The sequence below is a fragment of the Phocaeicola sp. GP0067 genome (assembly GCF_031119655.1).
Taxonomy (GTDB): domain Bacteria; phylum Bacteroidota; class Bacteroidia; order Bacteroidales; family Bacteroidaceae; genus Phocaeicola; species Phocaeicola vulgatus.
On the sequence record NZ_JAVHZY010000043.1, the window covers coordinates 1 to 21109 of the forward strand.

Consider the following 21109-nt stretch of genomic DNA (forward strand, 5'->3'; position numbering starts at 1 on the left):
CGGGTTTCATAAAACAAAGGTAAGCAAAGGTAGCTAATTTTAAAACTTAACAACCAGAAATTTCCGCTGAGCCGAAATTTCCGCAGAGCCCAAGTTTTCAAACTGACCCAAAATAAGTCCAATATAAATAAAAGAAAAACAAGATATCCATGAAACAAATTCATAAATACCTTGTTTTGTGTAGCGGGACCCGGGATTGAACCGGGGACCTCATGATTATGAATCATGCGCTCTAACCAGCTGAGCTATCCCGCCATCGTTTTTTAAAAAGACCGCCAAGAGTGGAAGCCTCTCAACAGTCTAAAATTGTTCATTGTAGCGGGACCCAGGATTGAACTGGGGACCTCATGATTATGAATCATGCGCTCTAACCAGCTGAGCTATCCCGCCATCATTTCTCAATTGCGGGTGCAAAGATAGAAAGTTATTTTGAATTTTGCAACATTTCAGAGAACTTTTTCTTGTAAAATTCGTTTTTAAAGAGAAAAACAGCTTAGTATATGGCTAATAAATATTTCAAAAAACATAGCATTTATTATGGCAAATAAGAAAATTTGGCTTAATTTGCCACCGAAACTTTAAAAAGCTAACCTATGAGAAAAGAAAAAATTCGCTTGGAGTACATGTTGAAAGCCGGATCCGGTAACATCGTATGGTCTATTATCAGTACTCCATCCGGCCTGGAAACATGGTTTGCAGACAAGGTGACATTCAAAGACAAAGTATTCACCTTTTATTGGGGAAAAACAGAAACACGGCAAGCTGAAGTTACAAACTTCCGGGTTAACAGTTTTATACGCTTTCGATGGCTGGATGATGAAGATCCTAAAGCCTATTTTGAATTGAAAATGGTCTATAACGAACTAACCTCTGACTATATGCTGGAAGTGATTGACTGGGCAGCCCCCGATGAAGTAGAAGATACGAAAGAACTTTGGGATTCCGAAATAGAGAAGCTAAAAAGGGTAAGTGGACTGTAATTCTATAAAAATATGCAAAACTTGTCTTTGCTCTCCGTTTTTTATGCTATTTTTGTGCCTTGATAGTTGCACAAAATGAAATAATGCTACGCATAAAAAAATTAGATATATTTATCCTAAAGAGCTTTTTGATGCTCTTTATAGGTACTTTTTTCATCTGTCTCTTCATCTTCATGATGCAATTTTTATGGAGATATGTAGACGAGTTGGTTGGAAAAGGATTGGAAATGAGTGTTTTAGCACAATTCTTCTTTTATTCTGCTCTGACCTTAATACCTTTGTCCCTACCTTTGGCAATTTTATTAGCTGCCTTAATGACATTCGGTAACTTTGGTGAAAGATATGAATTACTGTCAATGAAAGCAGCGGGTATTCCCTTATTGAGGATCATACGTCCACTGATTATTTTTTGTACTTTCCTGTGTTGTACCTCGTTTTATTTTCAAAATGTCATAGCTCCCAAAGCGCAGATCAAACTGCTTACTTTACTTGTATCCATGAAGCAAACTTCACCAGAACTGGATATTCCGGAAGGTGTATTTTACGACGAAATTGAGGGGTATAATATATATGTAAAACAGAAAGACCGTGAAACAGGAATGCTAAAAGATGTACTGATCTACAACTTTTCAGATGGGTTTGAAAACGCTCACATTATATGGGCTTCCGAAGGAAAAATGGAGATGACAGCAGACAAACAACATCTTTATCTACATCTGTATAACGGAGAACAGTTCGAAAATCTGAAATCGCAGACCATTTCATCCAATAATGTCCCCTATCGACGTGAAACCTTCAGAGAGAAACATACCATTATCGAATTTGACGGTGGATTCAACATGGTAGATGGAAGCTTTTTAAGTGACCGTTCGGACAGCAAAAACATGATTGAAATCAGCCAGTCCATCGACTCACTGAACCACCGTGCCGACAGCTTGGGAAGAAGTATGTATAATGAAATAAAAGCCTCGACTTATCGCAATATCGTATTATCGAAAACAGACTCCGCAAAAATAGTTGAAACAAACAACAAAATCAATGTGGACAGCCTGTTCAATTCCTATACTTTAGCTGAAAAAGATAAGACACTGGGTAGTGCGGCGGATCGTACCGAGGCACTGGCCAGCGAATGGAGCATGAAAAGCTATCAAACTACAGATGCGGACAACAATATCCGGAAACACGAAGCCGACTGGCACAAAAAAATCACCCTCTCTCTCAGTTGTTTGATTTTCTTTTTCATCGGTGCGCCTTTGGGAGCCATCATCCGCAAAGGAGGTTTAGGAATGCCCGTAGTGGTATCCGTCTTAATTTTCGTAATTTATTATATCATTGATTCCGGAGCTACCCGAGTAGCAAAAAGCGGTGAAATGAATATGGTATTGGGCGTGTGGATGAGTACCATTGTATTGGCACCTATCGGAGCCTTCTTTACTTATAAGTCAAATAATGACTCTGTGGTATTCAATGCCGAAGTATACATCAATTTCTTCCGTATGCTGCTAGGTCTGCGCCCCTCGCGCCATGTATTCAAAAAAGAAGTTATTATAGAAGATCCGGACTATCCACGTATACAAACGGAATTGGAGAAACTATGCAACATCTGTAACGAATATGCCATCAAGCATAGACTGGCCGATGCACCTAATTATATCCGCATCTTCACCAATAAAGGACATGACGACGTCATAGCCGATATCAGTGCCAAAATGGAACTACTCATAGAAGAATTATCCAACAGCAAAGATGGAGTATTACTGGAATACTTAAATAAATATCCCATTTTGTCCACCAAAGCTCACAAAAGTCCGTTTGACAACCAATGGCTTAATTTACTTGCAGGAATCATTGTACCAATAGGCCTGTTCTTCTATTTCCGCATTTGGCGGTTCAGTATCCGGCTGGATAAAGATTTAAAAAACATAATCAAGACCAACCGTGAAATTCAAGAAAGAATAAACAATAAATCATTTATAATTTGACTATGGAAGAATTAAAACTAAATACCATCGAAGAAGCGATAGCTGACTTCCGTGAAGGTAAGTTTGTCATTGTAGTGGACGACGAAGATCGTGAAAATGAAGGCGATTTAATTGTTGCTGCGGAAAAAATTACTCCCGAACAAGTCAATTTCATGTTGAAACATGCACGTGGCGTGCTTTGTGCACCTATTACCATTTCTCGTTGCAAAGAATTGGAATTACCTCATCAAGTAGATACAAACACGTCAGTTCTAGGTACTCCTTTCACTGTAACTGTAGATAAGCTGGAAGGTTGCAGTACCGGAGTTTCTATCCACGACCGGGCCGCTACCATCCGTGCTCTTGCCGATCCCACCTCCACTCCCGAAACATTCGGACGTCCGGGGCATGTCAATCCATTATATGCACAAGACAAAGGGGTGCTGAGACGTGCAGGCCATACAGAAGCCTGTATCGACATGGCGCGTCTGGCAGGACTATACCCTGCCGCCGCACTGATGGAAATCATGAGTGAGGACGGAACCATGGCACGTCTGCCCGAACTAAGAAAAATGGCCGATGAATGGGGGCTGAAACTAATTTCAATCCGTGACTTGATCGCCTATCGTCTGAAGCAAGAGTCATTAGTAGAAAAAGGGGTGGAAGTGGACATGCCGACTGAATACGGCCATTTCCGTCTGATACCTTTCCGCCAGAAAAGCAATGGTTTAGAACATATCGCTATTATAAAAGGTGACATAAAAGAAGGAGAACCCGTTTTGGTACGTGTACATTCTTCTTGCGCCACCGGTGATATTTTCGGATCCATGCGTTGTGACTGTGGAGAACAACTGCACAAAGCATTGCAAATGATCGAAAAAGAAGGAAAAGGTGCTGTTGTTTACTTAAACCAAGAAGGAAGAGGCATAGGACTAATGGAAAAGATGAAAGCCTACAAATTGCAAGAAAATGGTGTGGATACTGTAGAAGCAAATATCCTTTTAGGGCATCAGGCAGATGAACGTGATTACGGAGTCGGAGCACAGATACTACGCAGTATAGGCGTCACCCAAATGCGTTTGCTGACAAATAATCCTGTCAAACGTGTAGGATTGGAATCATACGGTTTGTCCATAGTTGAAAACGTTCCCATTGAAATCACGCCTAACAAATATAACGAGCGTTATTTAAAAACCAAAAAAGACAGAATGGGACACACATTGCACTTTAACAAATAAAAAAGCTATAACTCAGACGAAATCACATCATTTTTTATGCGATTTCGTCTGTTTTACTTTCATAATTAAGATATTATCCTTTATTTTGCAGCAAGTAAACTTAAACACATTAAAAAATAATAGCAATGAATCAATTATCAGATCGTCTGAATCGTTTGTCTCCTTCAGCAACATTGGCCATGTCCCAAAAAAGTAATGAGTTAAAAGCCCAAGGAGTTGATGTCATTAATTTAAGCGTAGGTGAACCGGACTTCAATACCCCGGACTACATCAAAGAAGCAGCAAAAAAGGCAGTAGATGATAACTTTTCCAGATATTCTCCAGTTCCGGGATATCCTGCACTTCGCAATGCAATCGTAGCCAAACTGAAGAATGAAAACGGATTAGACTATACAGCTGCACAAATCTCCTGTGCAAACGGTGCCAAGCAATCTGTTTGTAATACGATTATGGCTCTAGTTAACGACGGTGACGAAGTAATAGTCCCTGCTCCCTATTGGGTAAGCTATCCTGAAATGGTAAAACTAGCAGACGGAACTCCTGTTATTATCACTGCGGGTATTGATCAGGATTTCAAAATCACCCCTGCACAACTAGAAGCAGCGATTACTCCTAAAACCAAAGCATTGATTCTTTGCTCACCGTCAAATCCCACCGGTTCCGTTTATACCAAAGAAGAGTTGGCCGGCTTGGCCGCTGTTTTGGCAAAGCACCCGCAAGTATATGTTATAGCCGATGAGATTTACGAACATATCACATACAGTGGCAAACATGAAAGCATTGCCCAATTCCCTGAGATTCATGACAATGTAATTATTGTAAACGGAGTTTCAAAAGCATATGCTATGACAGGATGGAGAATCGGGTTCATTGCCGGTCCGGAATGGATTGTAAAAGCTGTAAATAAGCTGCAAGGACAATATACCTCAGGTCCGTGCTCTGTTTCTCAGAAAGCTGCCGAAGCTGCCTATACAGGTACTCAGGCTCCCGTAGAGGAAATGCGCCAAGCATTCCAGCGCCGCCGTGACCTTATTGTAAAATTAGCAAAAGAAATTCCAGGATTTGAAGTAAGCAATCCTCAAGGAGCATTCTATTTATTCCCGAAATGTGATTCCTTTTTTGGCAAATCAGCAGGTGACCGCAACATCAATAACGCTGACGATTTAGCAATGTATCTGCTTGAAGTAGGTCATGTGGCATGTGTAGGTGGTACTTCATTCGGTTCCCCCGAATGCATCCGTATGAGTTATGCAACTTCCGATGAGAATATTATAGAAGCTATGCGCCGCATCAAAGAAGCATTAGCCCTATTAAAATAAAATATTCTTTCTCTATAAAAAGAACAGGCATCCGTTTTTTTCTGTGATGCCTGTTTTTTTATTCATAAAGCAGACATACGAGCTTCCAATCAAAACAAAATTTAGATAAACAAAAAAACGACCGTTTCCATCAACGGAAACGATCGTTATTAACTTTAAAGAACAAAATTGTACTGCTTAGCCAAGGTGAATAGCTTCAGAAGGACAAGCATCAGCACAAGTTCCGCACTCTGTACACAGATCCGGATTGATAGAATACTTATCGCCTTCAGAAATTGCTTCTACCGGGCATTCATCGATACAAGTACCGCAAGCGATACAATCGTCACTAATTACGTAAGCCATTTTCGTTAATTATTAAATTATTAGTACTAATTGATGGAGCAAATATACAGCTTTTCTCTATTAGTTGTCACATAGAGATTACAAAAATGCACTAATTTGTATTTAATCTAAATATGATCATTTCATCAAAGCCTGATACATAACCTGTTGCATACGAGGACGGATATTTAACCGCATCAACTGTTTATGGTCAAAAGGACGCGGATAAATCCGATTACTCAGAAAAACAAAAACCAAATGATTTTTCGGATCTGCCCAAGCGCAAGTTCCGGTAAAACCAGTATGTCCTACCACCTCTTCGGGCGCTTCCTCCGCACACGGACTTTTCACACTATTATTCACATCCGGTTTGTCAAATCCCAATCCTCTCCTACTGATTTTTGAGGTATGGGTTAAAAATAAATCACAAGTTTCCCTACTCAGATAACGCTTTCCATTATAAACCCCTCCATCAATCAATAACTGATACACTTTTGCCACATCACGAGCCGTGGAAAATAAACCGGCATTTCCTGATACCCCTCCCATGAAAGCAGCTGATTCATCGTGTACATAACCCTGCAACACTTTTCCTTTACGCAAATAATCCGCTTTCACTGTAGGAACAATTTCCTCCTTTTTGAACTGCCGAAGCGGCAAATAAGCCGTACGGTTCATCTCCATCGGTTTATAGAATTCCTTATCTAAAAAAAGATTCATAGGCATTTTACTGATATTCTCTACCATTTCCTTCAATAACATAAAGTTCAGGCAACTGTAACGATATCTCCTGTCTTTTAATGGAATACGTCCTATTTGTACCATAATGGAATCACGAAAAGAACGATGAAGAAACATACTGTCAGCTACTTGTAAAGGATAATCAGCAGAGAAAGTTTTTGCCATCAACTCTTTTCTATAATCAAACTTATCAATGACATACAGCCGTGTATCTATTTGCGTATGATGACTAGCGTCCGGTCTTGCTCTGTAAAAACTCCCCTTATAACTGTCTTTATCTATAGTCTCCTTATAAAAAGGCCAAAAAGCAGGAATGCCCGACTGATGTAAAAGTAACTCCTCAATAGTGACACGTTCCTTGTCCGTACCTTTTAAAGCTGGAATGTATTGAGATATGCGATCGGTCAAACCAAATTTTCCTTCATCGTAAAGTTTCATAACAGCCAACAGCGTTGCCGTGGTCTTGGTTAACGAAGCCAAATCATACAAATCATCCTTTTCCACCTTTCGGTCACTTTCATAAGTGAAAGTGCCGAAAGACTTATCATATACTGGTTTCCCATCTTTTAAAATTAGAATCTGACAACCAGGATAAGCCTTCGCCTTGATTCCTTCCATGGCTATCCTGTCTATCTTTTCCAGTATTTTGGAATTCATACCATAATCCTCAGGTCTATAAATACGAGACACTTTAGGAGTTATAGTCACTCCATCACCCGGTTTGAACAAATCGGCGACAGCCACCGACAAACGCCCGTCTGCCACTGCCTTTCCTACCAAGACATCAGCCACATACTCCTGAATAGCAGATTCATCAGTATGCCCCAATACTACAGCCGCCGCTTTCTTCCAATAGCCCTCCATATCCAACATAGACTTTAATGGCATCAGAAACACATAAATAACAGGCAAATCAGCCGGAAGCGAATCAAGCATTGTTTTATACTTTTTGTAATCATCCGAAGTAACCACCACAATTACACGCTGACTACCCAACAATCGTTTTCTGATAGCTTCCATCGAATCCGGACGAGCAACAACACGTGTGAGAGAAAGTGTATTTTGCAAACGATTATAAAAAGCAAGCCCAGCACCGGGAGTTTTCCCAATATTCAGAACCACCGTTCCCCTCAATTTTGAATCCAAGGGCAAGATTCCATTTACATTGGCAGGAACCGTTATAGCAGCTTTCTGCAAGCGGAGAATCAACTCCTTCGTTTCCGGACGGTTCAATCGTTTCTCCAGCCCGGAAAGTTGGATGTGAGGTTTATTCTTCAACCCTAAAACATATTTATAAGTCAATACCTTACGACATTTTTCCGTAATCAGTTCTTCTGATAGTTTTCCACTTTTTACAGCATTTAAAACACCATCCAATTCTCTCTTCAAATTACGGGGAGCCAATAATAAATCATTACCTGCTATCAAGGCTTGAGCGCATATATTCTCATTTTGCGAAATACCTTTCATCTCCAAAGCATCTGTAAAAACCAAGCCTTGAAAGCCCAATTCCCGACAAAGCAGATTATAAATAATATGTGAAGAAATCGAAGCCGGATTTTTACCCAATTCAGGTACCTCCAAATGTCCTACCATCATACCTCCCAATCCTGCTTTAACAGCCTCTTTAAACGGAAAAAGCTCAATGCTGTCCAAACGCGCACGATCAAAATTCAAAACCGGTAACGCCTTATGAGAATCCACTTCCGTATCTCCATGTCCCGGAAAATGTTTACAGACAGACAATACCCCTCCATCCTCCAAACCACGAGCATAAGCTACCACTTTTTGAGCCACATTCCGAGGATCACCACCAAAAGAACGGGTATTAATAACCGGATTCCGAGGATTAACATCTACATCGGCCACCGGAGCAAAATTGATCTGCACACCTATCTCCTTACATTGCCGGGCTACTTCCTTACCATATTCATAAAGCAGTTCATTATCCTGTATACATCCCAAGACTCTGTTTCTTGGAAAACGAGGGGTTCCCTTCAAGCGCATAGCCAGCCCCCATTCACCATCAAAAGTTATGAGCAAAGGCACTTCCGCCAGACTCTGCGCATAATTAGTCAATAAAACCTGATCAGACAACTGGCCGCCCGAAAAAAGTAATCCTCCTACTTTATATTCTTTTATAGCTGCATATATATTGTTTTTATTTCGTTGTGTCTGAAGAGGAGCTACTGTGTGTATAAACAGTTGTCCTATCTTTTCCTTCAAACTCATTTCAGAAAGCTGTTCATCCACCCATGCCTTACAATCCTGAGTATCCGCCTTCCCCTTTTGTAACAGCCCAGGCATCTGCTGTGCATACGTCATCACACATCCGACGACACATAAACTTATAAATAACAAAACGTTTCTCTTCATCTAATTTCTTCAATTATATCAGATTTCCTTATACAACAGCAACTATCAGTTCTTTTCCATCCTTACTTTCATTTTTCCCACATAAACAGCATTTTTTCCCATTTGTTGCAATGGAATCTCCTTGCCATCCAAATTCTTATAAAACAAAGTCTTATCAAAATAAGAATGCGAATGACCTCCCAAGACAATATCAATATTACGAGTATTAAGAATCAAAGTTTCATCAGAATAAGGTTTTCCTTGCCACCCTAAATGAGACAAACAAACCACTAAATCACATTTTTCCCGATTCTTCAATATATCCGCCACACGCTGAGCAGCCTCTATTGGATTTTCAAAAACCACTCCTTCACAATTTTTTGCCTGTACTAGCCCCTCCAATGCAGGACTCAGTCCGAACACACCTACCTTTATCCCCTTACGTTCCAAAATAACATACGGTTTGACAAGCCCTTCCAAAACAGTTCCCTGTACACCATAATTAGCACAAACAACAGGAAAATCCGCCATTTTAAAAAGACGTGCCATATTATCCAAGCCCAAATCAAACTCATGATTTCCAATAATCCCGGCATCATATCCCATTTCATTCATCAGCTTCACTTCAACCTCACCACCAAACATATTATAAAAAGGAGAGCCTTGTGAAAAGTCACCACAATCAAACAATAACAAATCCTTATCCTGTTTCCGTATTTCTTTTATTAAGGTAACACGACGTACAAAACCCGCTTTTCCTGCAAACTCCGGATTCGGATCAGTAATGGGGATAGGTTCCACACGGCTGTGGGTATCATTAGTATGAAGTATCAAAAGTTCTTTGATATCCTGTGCTGCCAGCGCACAACATACACACAAAGCAGTAAATAATACATATATTCGTTTCATAACGGTTCAGTTTATTCTTTAACGGTAATTCTTCCTTCTATCTTTGAGTCTATTTTCTTCCCTGCTTTAGTCTGCTCATTCACATAGTTCAGAAACAACTGACGCACTGTGGCCTTTTCAGGCAGCAATTTATCCGCATCGCCCACTTTGGCAAAAGCAGTCATATGGTCATTTCCCTCAGCCAAATAATCCAAGGTGGCTACTTTATACTCTTTGGAGTCTTCAATTTCTTTTCCAGCCACTGTAGCATCCAATAATTTTCCATCTCCAGAAATTTCAAGACAAGCGCCACTTAATCCCTCACCATGCACAGCTGCTATATTTTCAAAAAGTTCACGCAGCAAAGACCCATTCATAGTAACAATGCACAATGTATTTTCAAAGGGAGTTATTTCATAAATATTACCGTAAGTTATATCCCCCTCGGGCAAAGCCGTACGTAGTCCCCCCATATTCGTCACCCCCACGTCGGCCATACGGCCTATATATGCAGAAGCAGAATAACGTAAAATATCCGCTACCAAGTTGGATAACTCACTTTCAGGACGAAAGCGATCCATAAAACGAGCGCTTTGTCCTATGACCGGTGACATAATACTATCAACCGTTTTTTGATACGGAGCCAAAACAGCGATTGCAGCGGAATCCGGATTAGCATCCAAAGCTGCTGTCACTTCTATCCTGCTTCCCTCAACTGACGCCAGAGAATAGCCTGAATGACAGCTTGAAAACATAAAAATCCCGGCTACTATTCCTGCCGGAATGATACACATAATTCGGTTTGGTTTCATGTTTATTAGTTGTTTATTGCCCAAATGTAGTTAAAAAAGAAGTTGCAACCAACGATATCAGATGAAAAATAGTTGAATTTAATTTGGCTGTATGACAAAAATCTAGTAATTTTGCACCGCTTTCGCGCAATCGCTGTCAAAGAAGAGTTACTTGATATGTTGCGTTGGTAACGATAAACAATTTAAAATCAAAAAAAATGGATTTAATTAAAATTGCTGAAGAAGCATTTGCTACTGGCAAACAGCATCCTTCATTCAAAGCTGGTGATACTATTACAGTGGCATACCGTATCGTTGAAGGTAGCAAGGAACGTGTACAGTTGTACCGTGGTGTTGTTATCAAAATCGCTGGACATGGTGACAAAAAACGTTTCACCGTTCGTAAAATGTCTGGAACTGTAGGTGTTGAACGTATTTTCCCTATCGAATCTCCGGCTATCGACAGTATCACTGTTAATAAAGTTGGTAAAGTTCGTCGTGCTAAATTGTACTATTTACGTGCTCTTACTGGCAAGAAAGCTAGAATTCAGGAAAAAAGAGTTAATCAGTAAGATTTATCATTCCTACATAAAAAAGGAGTATTCTCTTCCCGAGAATACTCCTTTTTTAATTTACATCCCCTTTACCACGATTTTTTATATAATCATGAACAAACAGACTTGAAATAGCATTTATATTTAATATTGAATCAAACTTAAACCATTTATGAAAAGAATAATGTTCATTTTAGGAGTAAGCATCATTATGGCCTTACTTACTGTTACCACAGCCTTGGCAGGTTGGTGGCTCGGAGCGTCTCTGCCTCTAGATATATCTGATACCACTCGACAAATAGCAGCATTACTCACCGCTTCTGCTTGTACATGGATACTCTATATTGTAAGTCGCAAAGTACTGACAAAAATCAGTCTCAAACCATACTAAATATATAGTCCATTAAAACAAAAAGGTCAACCGATTCTATATCATTCTCGATTGACCTTCTTATTTAAAATCTTGTTTTCATCATTCCTTATTTTCTGTTTCCTGTATCCCGGACTCTTCCTTTCCACGTAAATAAACAGAAGGTGCCACACCGAATTGTTGCTTAAAACATTTACTAAAATAGAACGGATCATTAATACCTACTTTATAAGAAACTTCGGCTACCGTATAACGATTTTCCAACAACAGTTCCGCCGCTTTCTTCATACGAATAATCCGGATATATTCATTGGGTGAATATCCCGTCACCCCACGTACCTTACGATAAAAAACGGTTCGTCCCAATCCCATCATCGAAGCAAACTCATCAATCGTAAACTGAGCATTACCAATCTGTTGATCCATAACCATCTGTAATCTGTCAGCAAATTCTTTATCCTTATCAGAGGTACAAATAGCCGGTCGTACCATATTCGGATCATTCGAAAATTTCTCACGTAATTTCTCACGTTGCTCTATTAGTTTGAAAGCGCGTGCCAACAGTAGTTTCGGGCTAAAAGGCTTAGTAATATATGCATCCGCACCACTTTCCACGCCTTCCAAATGACTTTCGGCAGAACTCATAGCTGTCAATAAAATAATAGGTATATGACTTGTATCAAAATCATTCTTCAATTTTCGGGTTACCTCAAATCCTGTCATCCCCGGCATCAGCACATCACAGATTATCAAATCAGCATCATACGTACGTGCACGTTCCAATCCAGACGGACCATCCGCCTCGGCCACAACTTCAAAATATTGTCCCACTTCTTCTTTCAAAAACTCACGTACATCGTTATCATCTTCTATAATAAGTACTTTACGCTTATTAAGTGGTGCAGATGGAAGTTCCACGCCCCCTTCTTGCGCCGATATTTCTTCTGCAAGAACAGCTGCATGATGTACTTCCTCCTCTTCCAACAACACATTATGGGGAATCAGAAAATCTTTTTCCTCATAAACAGAAATATCAGTAGGCAAACTGACCGTAAATATAGACCCACCACCTTCATTTTCAGTATATACTATCGTACCTTTATGTACACACACCAGTTCATGTGTCAAATGCAGGCCGACTCCGACACTACTACCCGAAAAGCTACTTTGCATAAAACGCTTAAATAACTCATTACGTTTCTCTTTAGGAATGCCTACACCGGAATCGGCTACCGATATGACCAACTGTTTCTTTGCTTCATCCACCGTCACAGAAAAAGTCACTTTTCCACCGCTGGGTGTATATTTGAAAGCATTAGACAACAAATTATAAGTCACTTTGTCCAAATAACCCTTATCGATAAACATCTTATAAGAAGCTACAGATGGCAAGAACTTGAAATCCATATTCTTAGACTCAGCAGCATCATTGAAACTCAAAAAGATTTCATACAAGAAAGCCATGACATCCGTTTCCTCCAAAGAAAGGGCCAGTTTATTATTCTGCATCTTACGGAATTCCAGCAACTGATTGATAAGACGCAACATACGCTGGGTGCTTTTATCCATGACCTTCAATGAATAAGCCATTTCTTTAGGGATTTTACCACCACGCTGCATCTTTTCCAATGCTCCTTGTATCAAAGTCAAGGGAGTACGGAACTCATGAGAGATATTCGTGAAAAAAACTAATTTATACTCTGTCAGCTGTTTCTCCACCTGTATACGATTACGCAAAGTATTAAAGTCACGCATCAGTCTGAAAGTGATATATAGTGCCACCCCTATCAAAATAGCATAAATAAAGAAAGCCCAAGTAGTTTTCCAAAAAGGAGGAACAACAATAATCTTCAAAACCGTTTCTTTATCTCCCCACACACCGACCCCATTGCAAGCTTTCACCCGCAATTTATAAGTACCGGGTGCCAGGTTCTTATAAGCTGCAAAATTCAACGAAGACGGTATACTCCACTCTTTATCATAATTATCCAACCGATACGTATATTTAGTACTATTCGTTCCGGAATAATCAAATGTAGAGAAATCTATGACAAAAGAATTTTGAAAATATTTCAACTCGATTTCATCTGTATAAATCAACGAACGGTCTAACGGAGAATCCACATCGCCCGGGCGCATGGCAATACCATTAATTCGAAGATTGGTAAAAGCTGCCATAGGAGTTACAGTGGAATTATTCACAATTTTGCCGGGAGTGATAACAACCAATCCATAATTAGAACCAAACATCAGTTTGCCATCCTTACTCACACAACCACTGTTCTCACTATAGACATTCCCCAACGCATATGCCGAGAAAAAGAAATTTTCAAAGGCATGTGTATCCGGATCAAAACGAGAAATACCATATTCCGTTGCAACCCAAAGCTTACCCTCCCTGTCTTCAACAATAGATTGCACCATACTATTTACCAGTCCGTCACTTCCATCATAATGCTCAAAAGTCAAGTTTCTGTAATCACCTTCTGGCATACACATACTGAAGCCTTTTCCTGAAGTACCTACCCATATCCGGCCTTTACTATCTTGATGGATACATTTTATTTCATTACTACGTAACTTACCGTTATTATAATTATAAGTAATATAGTTATCCGGGTCATTCATTAACGAATCAGGATTAAATATGTAAACTCCGGCACTGGTGCCCACCCATATCCATCCATTATTGTCTTCCTGTATCACACGAATCTGGCGCTGGCTATAAAAATTGTTCAAAAACCGCTTGAATACATACTTATCCTTTTCCTTCACCGCCAAATTCAATCCACCGCCAAAAGTACCTATCCACATTCTATTCTTCCGGTCCCGGTAAAGAGTAAAAATATTATTATTCCCAATAGACAGAGGATCATTCGAGTGATAAGTGTACCATTTCCCGTCAATACTCAATCCGTTTCCACGGCTACCCAACCAAATACTACCATCAGCCCCTTCCTCAACAGCATAAATGTTAGAATCAAAATAACGACTGCTCTCTATCGTTTTCAAATGAGGGTCATAAATATACAATCCTCCACGACGGGTCCCCAGCCAAATCTTATCATCAGGCATACGGTTGATCATACGCACGGTATTTGAACGGTCTGATAAAGTTTCATCTTCAGGAAAAACACGCTCAGCTCCTTCATTCAAGACCGAAAGACGAGAAATACCCGTATATTCCGAACTGACCCAAATACCACCGGCTCGATCCTCCATAATATATTGCAAGAAATTTGAAGTGATATGACTGAATCCATTAATATTGGATTCGAAATGCTGCAATTCATCAGTTGCCAAATCATAAGCAAACAAACCGTTACCATAAGTGGAAATCCAAACAATATCACGAGAATCATGAACGATGTGGTAACGTTCCTCATCTATATAATTTACTTTATCAGCCGGAATCAGTTGGAAAGACTTGACAAATCTGGTCTTGGCGTTGACATACCATACCTTACCTGTATGATTATAAATCCAGAAATTCCCCCGGTTGTCAATCTGAACTTGTCCTCTTGCTATATTCAGTTCCGTATCCCGGCTCACCTGATGAGTTCTCAAATTAAAGACATAACTGCCATCTTCCGTAAAAACGATCCAATCGTTTTGCAAGCGCATGGTACTATATACTTTACTACCTTCACCTAAACGGGTAACAATACGGCTATCCTCTCCTTCTCTCTTCAACGAAATTGTTCCTGTTCCCGAAAGAAAAAAAACATCTTTACCAAAAGACATCATCTTGAAGGCATCATGATTTTCTTCCACCAATACTGCCTTGTTCCCTACCACTTGAGCTATACCGTCATGGCTACCAATCCATATTCTTCCTTGCTCATCCTCAGATATATAAGTAATATTATTAGAAGGGAGATTGTTATTTTCTTTCTTGAAAACCACAGATGTAAATTCACCATTCATATAAGTCACTTTACGACACCCGTTTCCATCCTGCCACAACCAGACATTACCTTCACGGTCAGTCATCTTGTAACTATACAGTTGCTCATATTCCCCACAACCGGTAAAATCAACAAAACAATCTTTCTTCAGATCATAACAACTAAACAACTCGGCAGAAGTCGCAATCCATAAGAAACCATTTTTATCTTCTTCCAAATCGCGAATCCGATGGTCTATCAACGAAATTTTATTTCCACCCTCAGGACGATAAGTCACAAACGAATTCCCGTCATAACGACTAAGTCCATTCAGCGTTCCCATCCAAATAAAACCTTTGCTATCCTGATATATATACCGAATTGAGTTATTGGCGACCCCATCCCCCGTAGTCATATGAGTAGAACGCACCTCGACTGATGCGGCAATACTCTGACTGAAAAGAATAAAGAATGCCCATAGAGCATAGATGTGTTTTTTCATATCATTTATCACAGTGTTTTTGTCTTGCAAAGGTATAAAAAAAGAGTGTATCAGAATGAATCGATACACTCTTTTTTATTTTAATCCATATGGAAGACCTCGGGCAGCGGAATAGTAACCGGAGAGTTATCCGGATTCACTTCCATGATATCCGCCATATAGTCCCACCATTTCTGCACGATAGGATTGGCTCCCATATCTTGCGAAGACTCCTCTCCTTTAGTTTTCTGACAAGCAAACAGAATATTTGTATCCTTGTCCCAATAAATGGAGTAATCATATACTCCTCCATCGGACAACATTTTTTTTAATTCCGGCCAAATGGCTGCATGTCTCTTCTCATACTCTTTCTCGAAGCCCGGCTTCAAGAACATTTTAAAAGCTTCACGTTTCATGGTATTTTCCTCCTTTTTATAAAGTCCTTGTTTTTACTTATTTAGTTTCTCCATCCATTACATGGAAAATTGGTTCGGAAGTCTTTTGTTCCGTACGGTAATATTGCACGGCACTATCATTCATTTTAGGATGCTGCTTGTTCAGCAAATTAATCATCTCAGCACCCGCCCAAAGTACCGGTCCATAGCCGTGGGCAGCATACACATTGACCGGACGATAATAATAAAAAGCCGGATCAAAAGCCATACCTGTACCTACACAAGTTCCATCCACCTGACCTTCCGCATTGATTTGGGTGGTAACGGCATGCCATCCCAACTGTGCCACCGGACCGTATGCCATAGCATCAATCCATCCTTTATTGATAGCATGGGCAAAGCAATATACATAAATAGCCGTGGCCGAGGTTTCCAGATAAGAATCGTTACGATCCAGCAACTGATGCCAGAAACCTTCACCACTCTGGCAGGCAGCAAGACCACGTACATGAGCACGGAACAACTCCAGAATTTTATCGCGCTGAGGATAATCCTCCGGCAACACATCCAATACCTCACACATAGTCAACAACGCCCAACCATTGGCACGTCCCCAATGGAAAGCAGGATGATCCTGCATACCTTCCACCCATCCATGACGGAAAAGGTTTTTCCCGGGTACCCACATACGGTCTGCAAATTGAAATATCTGACGTACAGCTTCGCTCAAATACATTTGCTTTTTATCACCGGCAATACATGAATACCAAGCTACCGGCGGAATACCCATAAACATATCGTCCAACCACAGCGTATTATGTTGTGGACGGGTACGGGCAAATGTTCCATCAGCAAGACGATACTCCTTATTCACAATAAAATCCATATAATTATCAATCAACGGCTTAAGTTCCGGTGAATTTTCCTTCATCTGCACCTTGACCATAGCCGCGCACACCGCCCCGGCATCATCCAATGCATGAGGAGTCAGAATTTGTTTCATCTGCGGATCTACAGTTCCATACTTTTCCAATACCTTACGGAAGTGCGGAGCAACCTCGGCCAGAAACTGAAAACGATCTGTTACATATTTATAATAAGCCTGATCCCCCGTAGCCTCAGCAGCAGCCAACATAGCTGAATAAGTCACCCCCCATTCATAACTTGCCAGACGGAAAGCACCTCGTTCCAGCTGCGCATCAGCCGTCATATTGGCATAATCCGTAATAACCTTACCTGTATTCTTATCAACGACACGAGTCGGAGTATTCTTTTCCAAATAACGAAGGACACGATCCATATCGGCCTTTATCTCCTCTGTAGTGAGCATACCGTAAGGCACTTTGTATGCAGGTTGCAACAAGTGTAACGGCGTATTCGAATCATTCAGTACTTCTTTCTTCTTTTGCGCATTCGCACCCGTTCCAGCCAGCAGCAACAGAGCGCCCATCATGCTTAATGTTTTCAGATTCATGGTATATAGTCTTTATTCATTTTTAAATTCATAACCTCTAAATATCCCCTCTTTCAAATCCGGTCCAAAATAAAAACCAGGCTGGGTAGGCTGGTTGTATGCCACATTTTGAGTAGCGATACTGATACGATACACCGGATCTTCCAAGAAAGTATGAAAACGGTATTCAGTCGGTATCCGCGACACATACAGACGAAGTGCCGAATTATCTTCCGTACGGAGCAGCACCTCCTCACGCCAATCACCTATTATATCTCCCTGCAAACAAGGATGGGACTTCGTACCATTATTTGAATCCGTTCCATCAAATATCATTAACGGACGACATACATCGTCTTCCCAATCATACTTGGTTATCCTGTTTTTATCCAGCAACTCACGAAGCAAATCTCCATCCCACCATACAGCCATATTGACTGAAAAGCTCTTGAGGTCAGGACGAATCACTTCACCTTTTATATTACGTACTCCTTTTGAATCGGATGACCACATCTCCACTCCCGGATTGCGCGGATCAACATCAGCAGCCATACACCGGCCTACATCTATACTACTTTTCACCTGAAACAGCACTTCACCCGTAGCCGCATTACGGAAAGTGGAACCATCTTTCTTATTTTCATGACAATCCCAAACCTGCAAGCCTTTTAATCCGGGAGCAAATTGTGTCAGATGCATAGCGTCTCCATGCCCCATACGGGTAGAATACAATCCTTTTCCATCATGATCAATGGCACAAGAACCATACATTATTTCATCACATCCGTCACCGTCCACATCGCCTACACGAAGATTATGGTTACCCTGCCCGGCATAGTCTCCACACCCCGGATTATTGCTGTCGAACACCCAATGTTGTTTCAAGTTCTTCCCATCCCAGTCGAATGCCGCCAGCACAGTGCGGGTATAATATCCACGGCACATCACCACACTGGGATGTACTCCATCCAGATAAGCTACACAAGCCAGGAAACGGTCACTGCGGTTGGCACGGTTGTCTCCCCAGTCGGTCAGCTTACCACGAGCCGGAACATAATCAATTGTTTTCATCGCTTCTCCTGTTAGTCCGTTGAATACGGTCAAGTATTCGTTACCAGTCAGGATACGTCCTTGGTTACGAGGTGTATTTCCGTGGGAATTTCCGTCTGTGATACCCGGTTCACGGTAATCAGCCTTGGCATCACCTATTATCTTTCCTTTTCCATCCTTTGTTCCATCAGAAGTCTTCATGACTACTTCTGCTTTACCATCTCCATCCAAATCAAACACCATAAACTGGGTATAGTGTGCTCCGGCGCGGACATTATGCCCCAAGTCAATACGCCATAGTTTTTCTCCGGTCAGGCGATAACAGTCAAAATAAACATTTCCTGTATAACCGTCATGTGCATTATCATGTGCATTGGAGGGGTCCCACTTCAAGATAATTTCATATTCACCGTCGCCGTCCACATCACCTATAGATGCGTCATTAGGACTATAGGTGTATTTTTGTCCCGAAGGAGTCACACCTTCCGCCGGTCTGTCCAGAGGAATATCGATATAACCTGACGGAGCATTAGCCGGCAAAGTATAATTTCCATTCAACTTACCTGTTTCAACCCCATTTATCACCGGTTTTACAGTATATACCGCTTTTTCATTACCTGAGTAAGTATCCCGGTAAAAAGTACCTGTAGAATGGGGGACTTCCGCTATTTTCTCTCCATTTCTATATACATTGAAAGAAGTATTGATCGGATCGGAAGACAGGTAACGCCACGACACCACTACGTCCGATGGATTTTCACGAATGGCCACAACGCCACGCCCCAACTGCTCTTTTTGCAGTTTGGAATAATTGTAGGCCGGTTGGGCAACCGTACCGGTTGCCACACACAGAGCTGCTAAAGCACTCCATAGTTTTTTTTGTGTTTTCATTGTTTATCTTGTTTCTCCTTGTAAATTATATTTTCCTCCACCACATTCTCCGCATTTACCACATTCTTCACAAACTTTGTCACTTCCCCCACAGTCACATTCCTTATTTCCACGTTTTTGATAGGAAGGCGGGCATCGCCTTTCAAATCATAAACAGCCTCGGTACGGTCGCAAGTCACACTATCCATATAAAGTCCGTTGATGAATGTAATGCTATCCTGATAGGTAGGTACCAAATCACGCCACTGGTAAAGCACATCCGTATCCACTTCGAGTACACGTTGCATCTTTCCCGCCTTCACATTTTTCATCCAGATATTTTCAATAAATCCACCACGGCGATGATTGGTTTTAGCAAAGAAAAGACGGAATACAGAATCGGGAGCCGTACAATTGTGCATGTACACATTCCGTACACCACCAGACATTTCACTACCGATTCCCAGTAACGTATGTCCTTTCAATATATCACAATGGCGTATCACAATATTCTCACAAGGAGTATTCAGACGCCATGCATCCTGGTTACGCCCTGCCTTTATAACCACAGCATCATCCCCCTGATCGAACACACAGTTCTCTATCAGGAAGTTACGGCTCATTTCCAAGTCAATTCCATCATTATTATGGCCATGAGCCTTTACATCCAGATTACGTACGATACCACCATCACACATATAAAGATGTATCGTCCAAAAAGGACTCTGGCGAATCTTGAATTCATCCAGCAGCACATTTTTACACCGGTTGAAATGAATCAGATGAGGACGAAGATGGTTTTCTCCTTTTGCCATCTGACGCTGTTCTACAGGTACATCGGTAGAAGCCATCGTATATAACTCTTTCAAAGCATCCATGTGAGGTTTAGGACGTTTGAACCAGATTTTCCAAGTATCCATGATAGGAGCCAGTGTCCCTTTTCCGGTAATAGCAATATTCTCACAATCCATAGCATACAGCAACGGAGAATAGTTATAACATTCCATACCTTCCCATGAAGTCATCACAGCAGGCAGATAATCAGAAGGATTATCTGTAAAGCGTAATATGGCATTTTCTTCCAAATGAAGATTTACATTACTTTTAAAATGAACAGGTCCTGTCAGCCATTCCCCTTCAGGAATAACCACACGGCCTCCTCCGGCCTTATTACAAGCTGCTATGGCTTTGGCGATGGCCTCCGTATTCACTGTTTCCCCACCTTTCACCGCACCATAATCCACAATGGAAAAATCTTGTTCGGGAAAAACACATTCTTTGATGGGTTCCATAGCAAAAGGAGCATCGACAACCACCGTTTTATACTTTGGAGCCGGTGCCGTACATGATACGGCAAAAGCTACGGCCGCAATACCAGCCAAGGATTTTAAAAAAGTCTTCTTCATTTTATCAGTTGTTTTTCATTGTAATTTCCGTATGCACAAATACCCT

The 21109-nt window shown here is 40.9% G+C and carries 14 protein-coding genes and 2 tRNA genes; 5 read left to right on the forward strand and 11 right to left on the reverse strand.

Features of this window, described 5'->3' with window-relative positions; all coding sequences use genetic code 11:
• Nucleotides 1-181: 181 nt before the first annotated feature.
• Together RE317_RS19975 and RE317_RS19980 are read right to left on the reverse strand one after the other, a co-directional pair.
• A tRNA-Met gene (locus tag RE317_RS19975) sits at nt 182-255 on the reverse strand.
• A gap of 61 nt (nt 256-316) precedes the next feature.
• Nucleotides 317-390, reverse strand: a tRNA-Met gene (locus RE317_RS19980).
• A 203-nt stretch (nt 391-593) separates the two neighbouring features.
• On the opposite strand from RE317_RS19980, the gene RE317_RS19985 reads away from it, so the two are divergent.
• The 4 genes from RE317_RS19985 to RE317_RS20000 all read left to right on the forward strand — a co-directional run bounded on the left by RE317_RS19985 (nt 594) and on the right by RE317_RS20000 (nt 5498).
• Complete coding sequence (locus tag RE317_RS19985; protein ID WP_005853490.1) at nt 594-980, forward strand: START-like domain-containing protein; 387 nt, start codon at nt 594-596, stop codon at nt 978-980.
• 83 nt (nt 981-1063) lie between these two features.
• Nucleotides 1064-2962 carry an LptF/LptG family permease gene (locus RE317_RS19990; protein WP_008782269.1) on the forward strand — a complete coding sequence of 633 codons (1899 nt, stop codon included), beginning with the start codon at nt 1064-1066 and terminating at the stop codon, nt 2960-2962.
• A 2-nt stretch (nt 2963-2964) separates the two neighbouring features.
• Nucleotides 2965-4179, forward strand: coding sequence for a bifunctional 3,4-dihydroxy-2-butanone-4-phosphate synthase/GTP cyclohydrolase II (locus tag RE317_RS19995; protein WP_005841905.1), 1215 nt, complete (start codon nt 2965-2967; stop codon nt 4177-4179).
• A gap of 125 nt (nt 4180-4304) precedes the next feature.
• Complete coding sequence (locus RE317_RS20000) at nt 4305-5498, forward strand: pyridoxal phosphate-dependent aminotransferase (RefSeq protein WP_008670302.1); 1194 nt, start codon at nt 4305-4307, stop codon at nt 5496-5498.
• 177 nt (nt 5499-5675) lie between these two features.
• Here RE317_RS20000 and RE317_RS20005 read toward each other — a convergent pair whose 3' ends face one another.
• The 4 genes from RE317_RS20005 to RE317_RS20020 all read right to left on the reverse strand — a co-directional run bounded on the left by RE317_RS20005 (nt 5676) and on the right by RE317_RS20020 (nt 10618).
• On the reverse strand, nt 5676-5843 hold the full coding sequence (locus tag RE317_RS20005) for a 4Fe-4S binding protein (RefSeq protein ID WP_005841910.1): 168 nt from the start codon (nt 5841-5843) through the stop codon (nt 5676-5678).
• 117 nt (nt 5844-5960) lie between these two features.
• Complete coding sequence (locus RE317_RS20010) at nt 5961-8939, reverse strand: glycoside hydrolase family 3 N-terminal domain-containing protein (RefSeq protein ID WP_008670303.1); 2979 nt, start codon at nt 8937-8939, stop codon at nt 5961-5963.
• A 45-nt stretch (nt 8940-8984) separates the two neighbouring features.
• A complete protein-coding gene (locus RE317_RS20015) occupies nt 8985-9827 on the reverse strand; it encodes a bifunctional UDP-sugar hydrolase/5'-nucleotidase (protein WP_005841915.1) in 843 nt (280 codons plus the stop codon).
• An 11-nt stretch (nt 9828-9838) separates the two neighbouring features.
• On the reverse strand, nt 9839-10618 hold the full coding sequence (locus RE317_RS20020) for a 5'-nucleotidase C-terminal domain-containing protein (RefSeq protein WP_008670304.1): 780 nt from the start codon (nt 10616-10618) through the stop codon (nt 9839-9841).
• A gap of 197 nt (nt 10619-10815) precedes the next feature.
• Between RE317_RS20020 and rplS the strand changes: the two genes are divergently transcribed.
• Nucleotides 10816-11169: a 50S ribosomal protein L19 gene (gene rplS / locus RE317_RS20025; protein WP_005841919.1), complete on the forward strand. Its 354-nt coding sequence runs from the start codon at nt 10816-10818 to the stop codon at nt 11167-11169.
• Nucleotides 11170-11623: 454 nt separating this feature from the next.
• Here rplS and RE317_RS20030 read toward each other — a convergent pair whose 3' ends face one another.
• From RE317_RS20030 to RE317_RS20050, 5 genes are all read right to left on the reverse strand, one after another.
• On the reverse strand, nt 11624-15910 hold the full coding sequence (locus tag RE317_RS20030; protein WP_032951857.1) for a two-component regulator propeller domain-containing protein: 4287 nt from the start codon (nt 15908-15910) through the stop codon (nt 11624-11626).
• Between the two features lie 80 nt (nt 15911-15990).
• Complete coding sequence (gene rhaM, locus RE317_RS20035; protein WP_005853508.1) at nt 15991-16305, reverse strand: L-rhamnose mutarotase; 315 nt, start codon at nt 16303-16305, stop codon at nt 15991-15993.
• A 37-nt stretch (nt 16306-16342) separates the two neighbouring features.
• Nucleotides 16343-17758, reverse strand: a complete 1416-nt coding sequence (locus RE317_RS20040) for a glycoside hydrolase family 105 protein (RefSeq protein WP_005841927.1) — start codon at nt 17756-17758, stop codon at nt 16343-16345.
• Nucleotides 17759-17770: 12 nt separating this feature from the next.
• Complete coding sequence (locus tag RE317_RS20045) at nt 17771-19678, reverse strand: rhamnogalacturonan lyase (protein WP_005841929.1); 1908 nt, start codon at nt 19676-19678, stop codon at nt 17771-17773.
• Entirely contained in the window at nt 19675-21063 is a 1389-nt protein-coding gene (locus tag RE317_RS20050; protein ID WP_005853512.1) for a glycoside hydrolase family 28 protein, read from the reverse strand. Before RE317_RS20050 ends, RE317_RS20045 begins: the two co-directional genes overlap by 4 nt.
• Nucleotides 21064-21109: the final 46 nt, after the last annotated feature.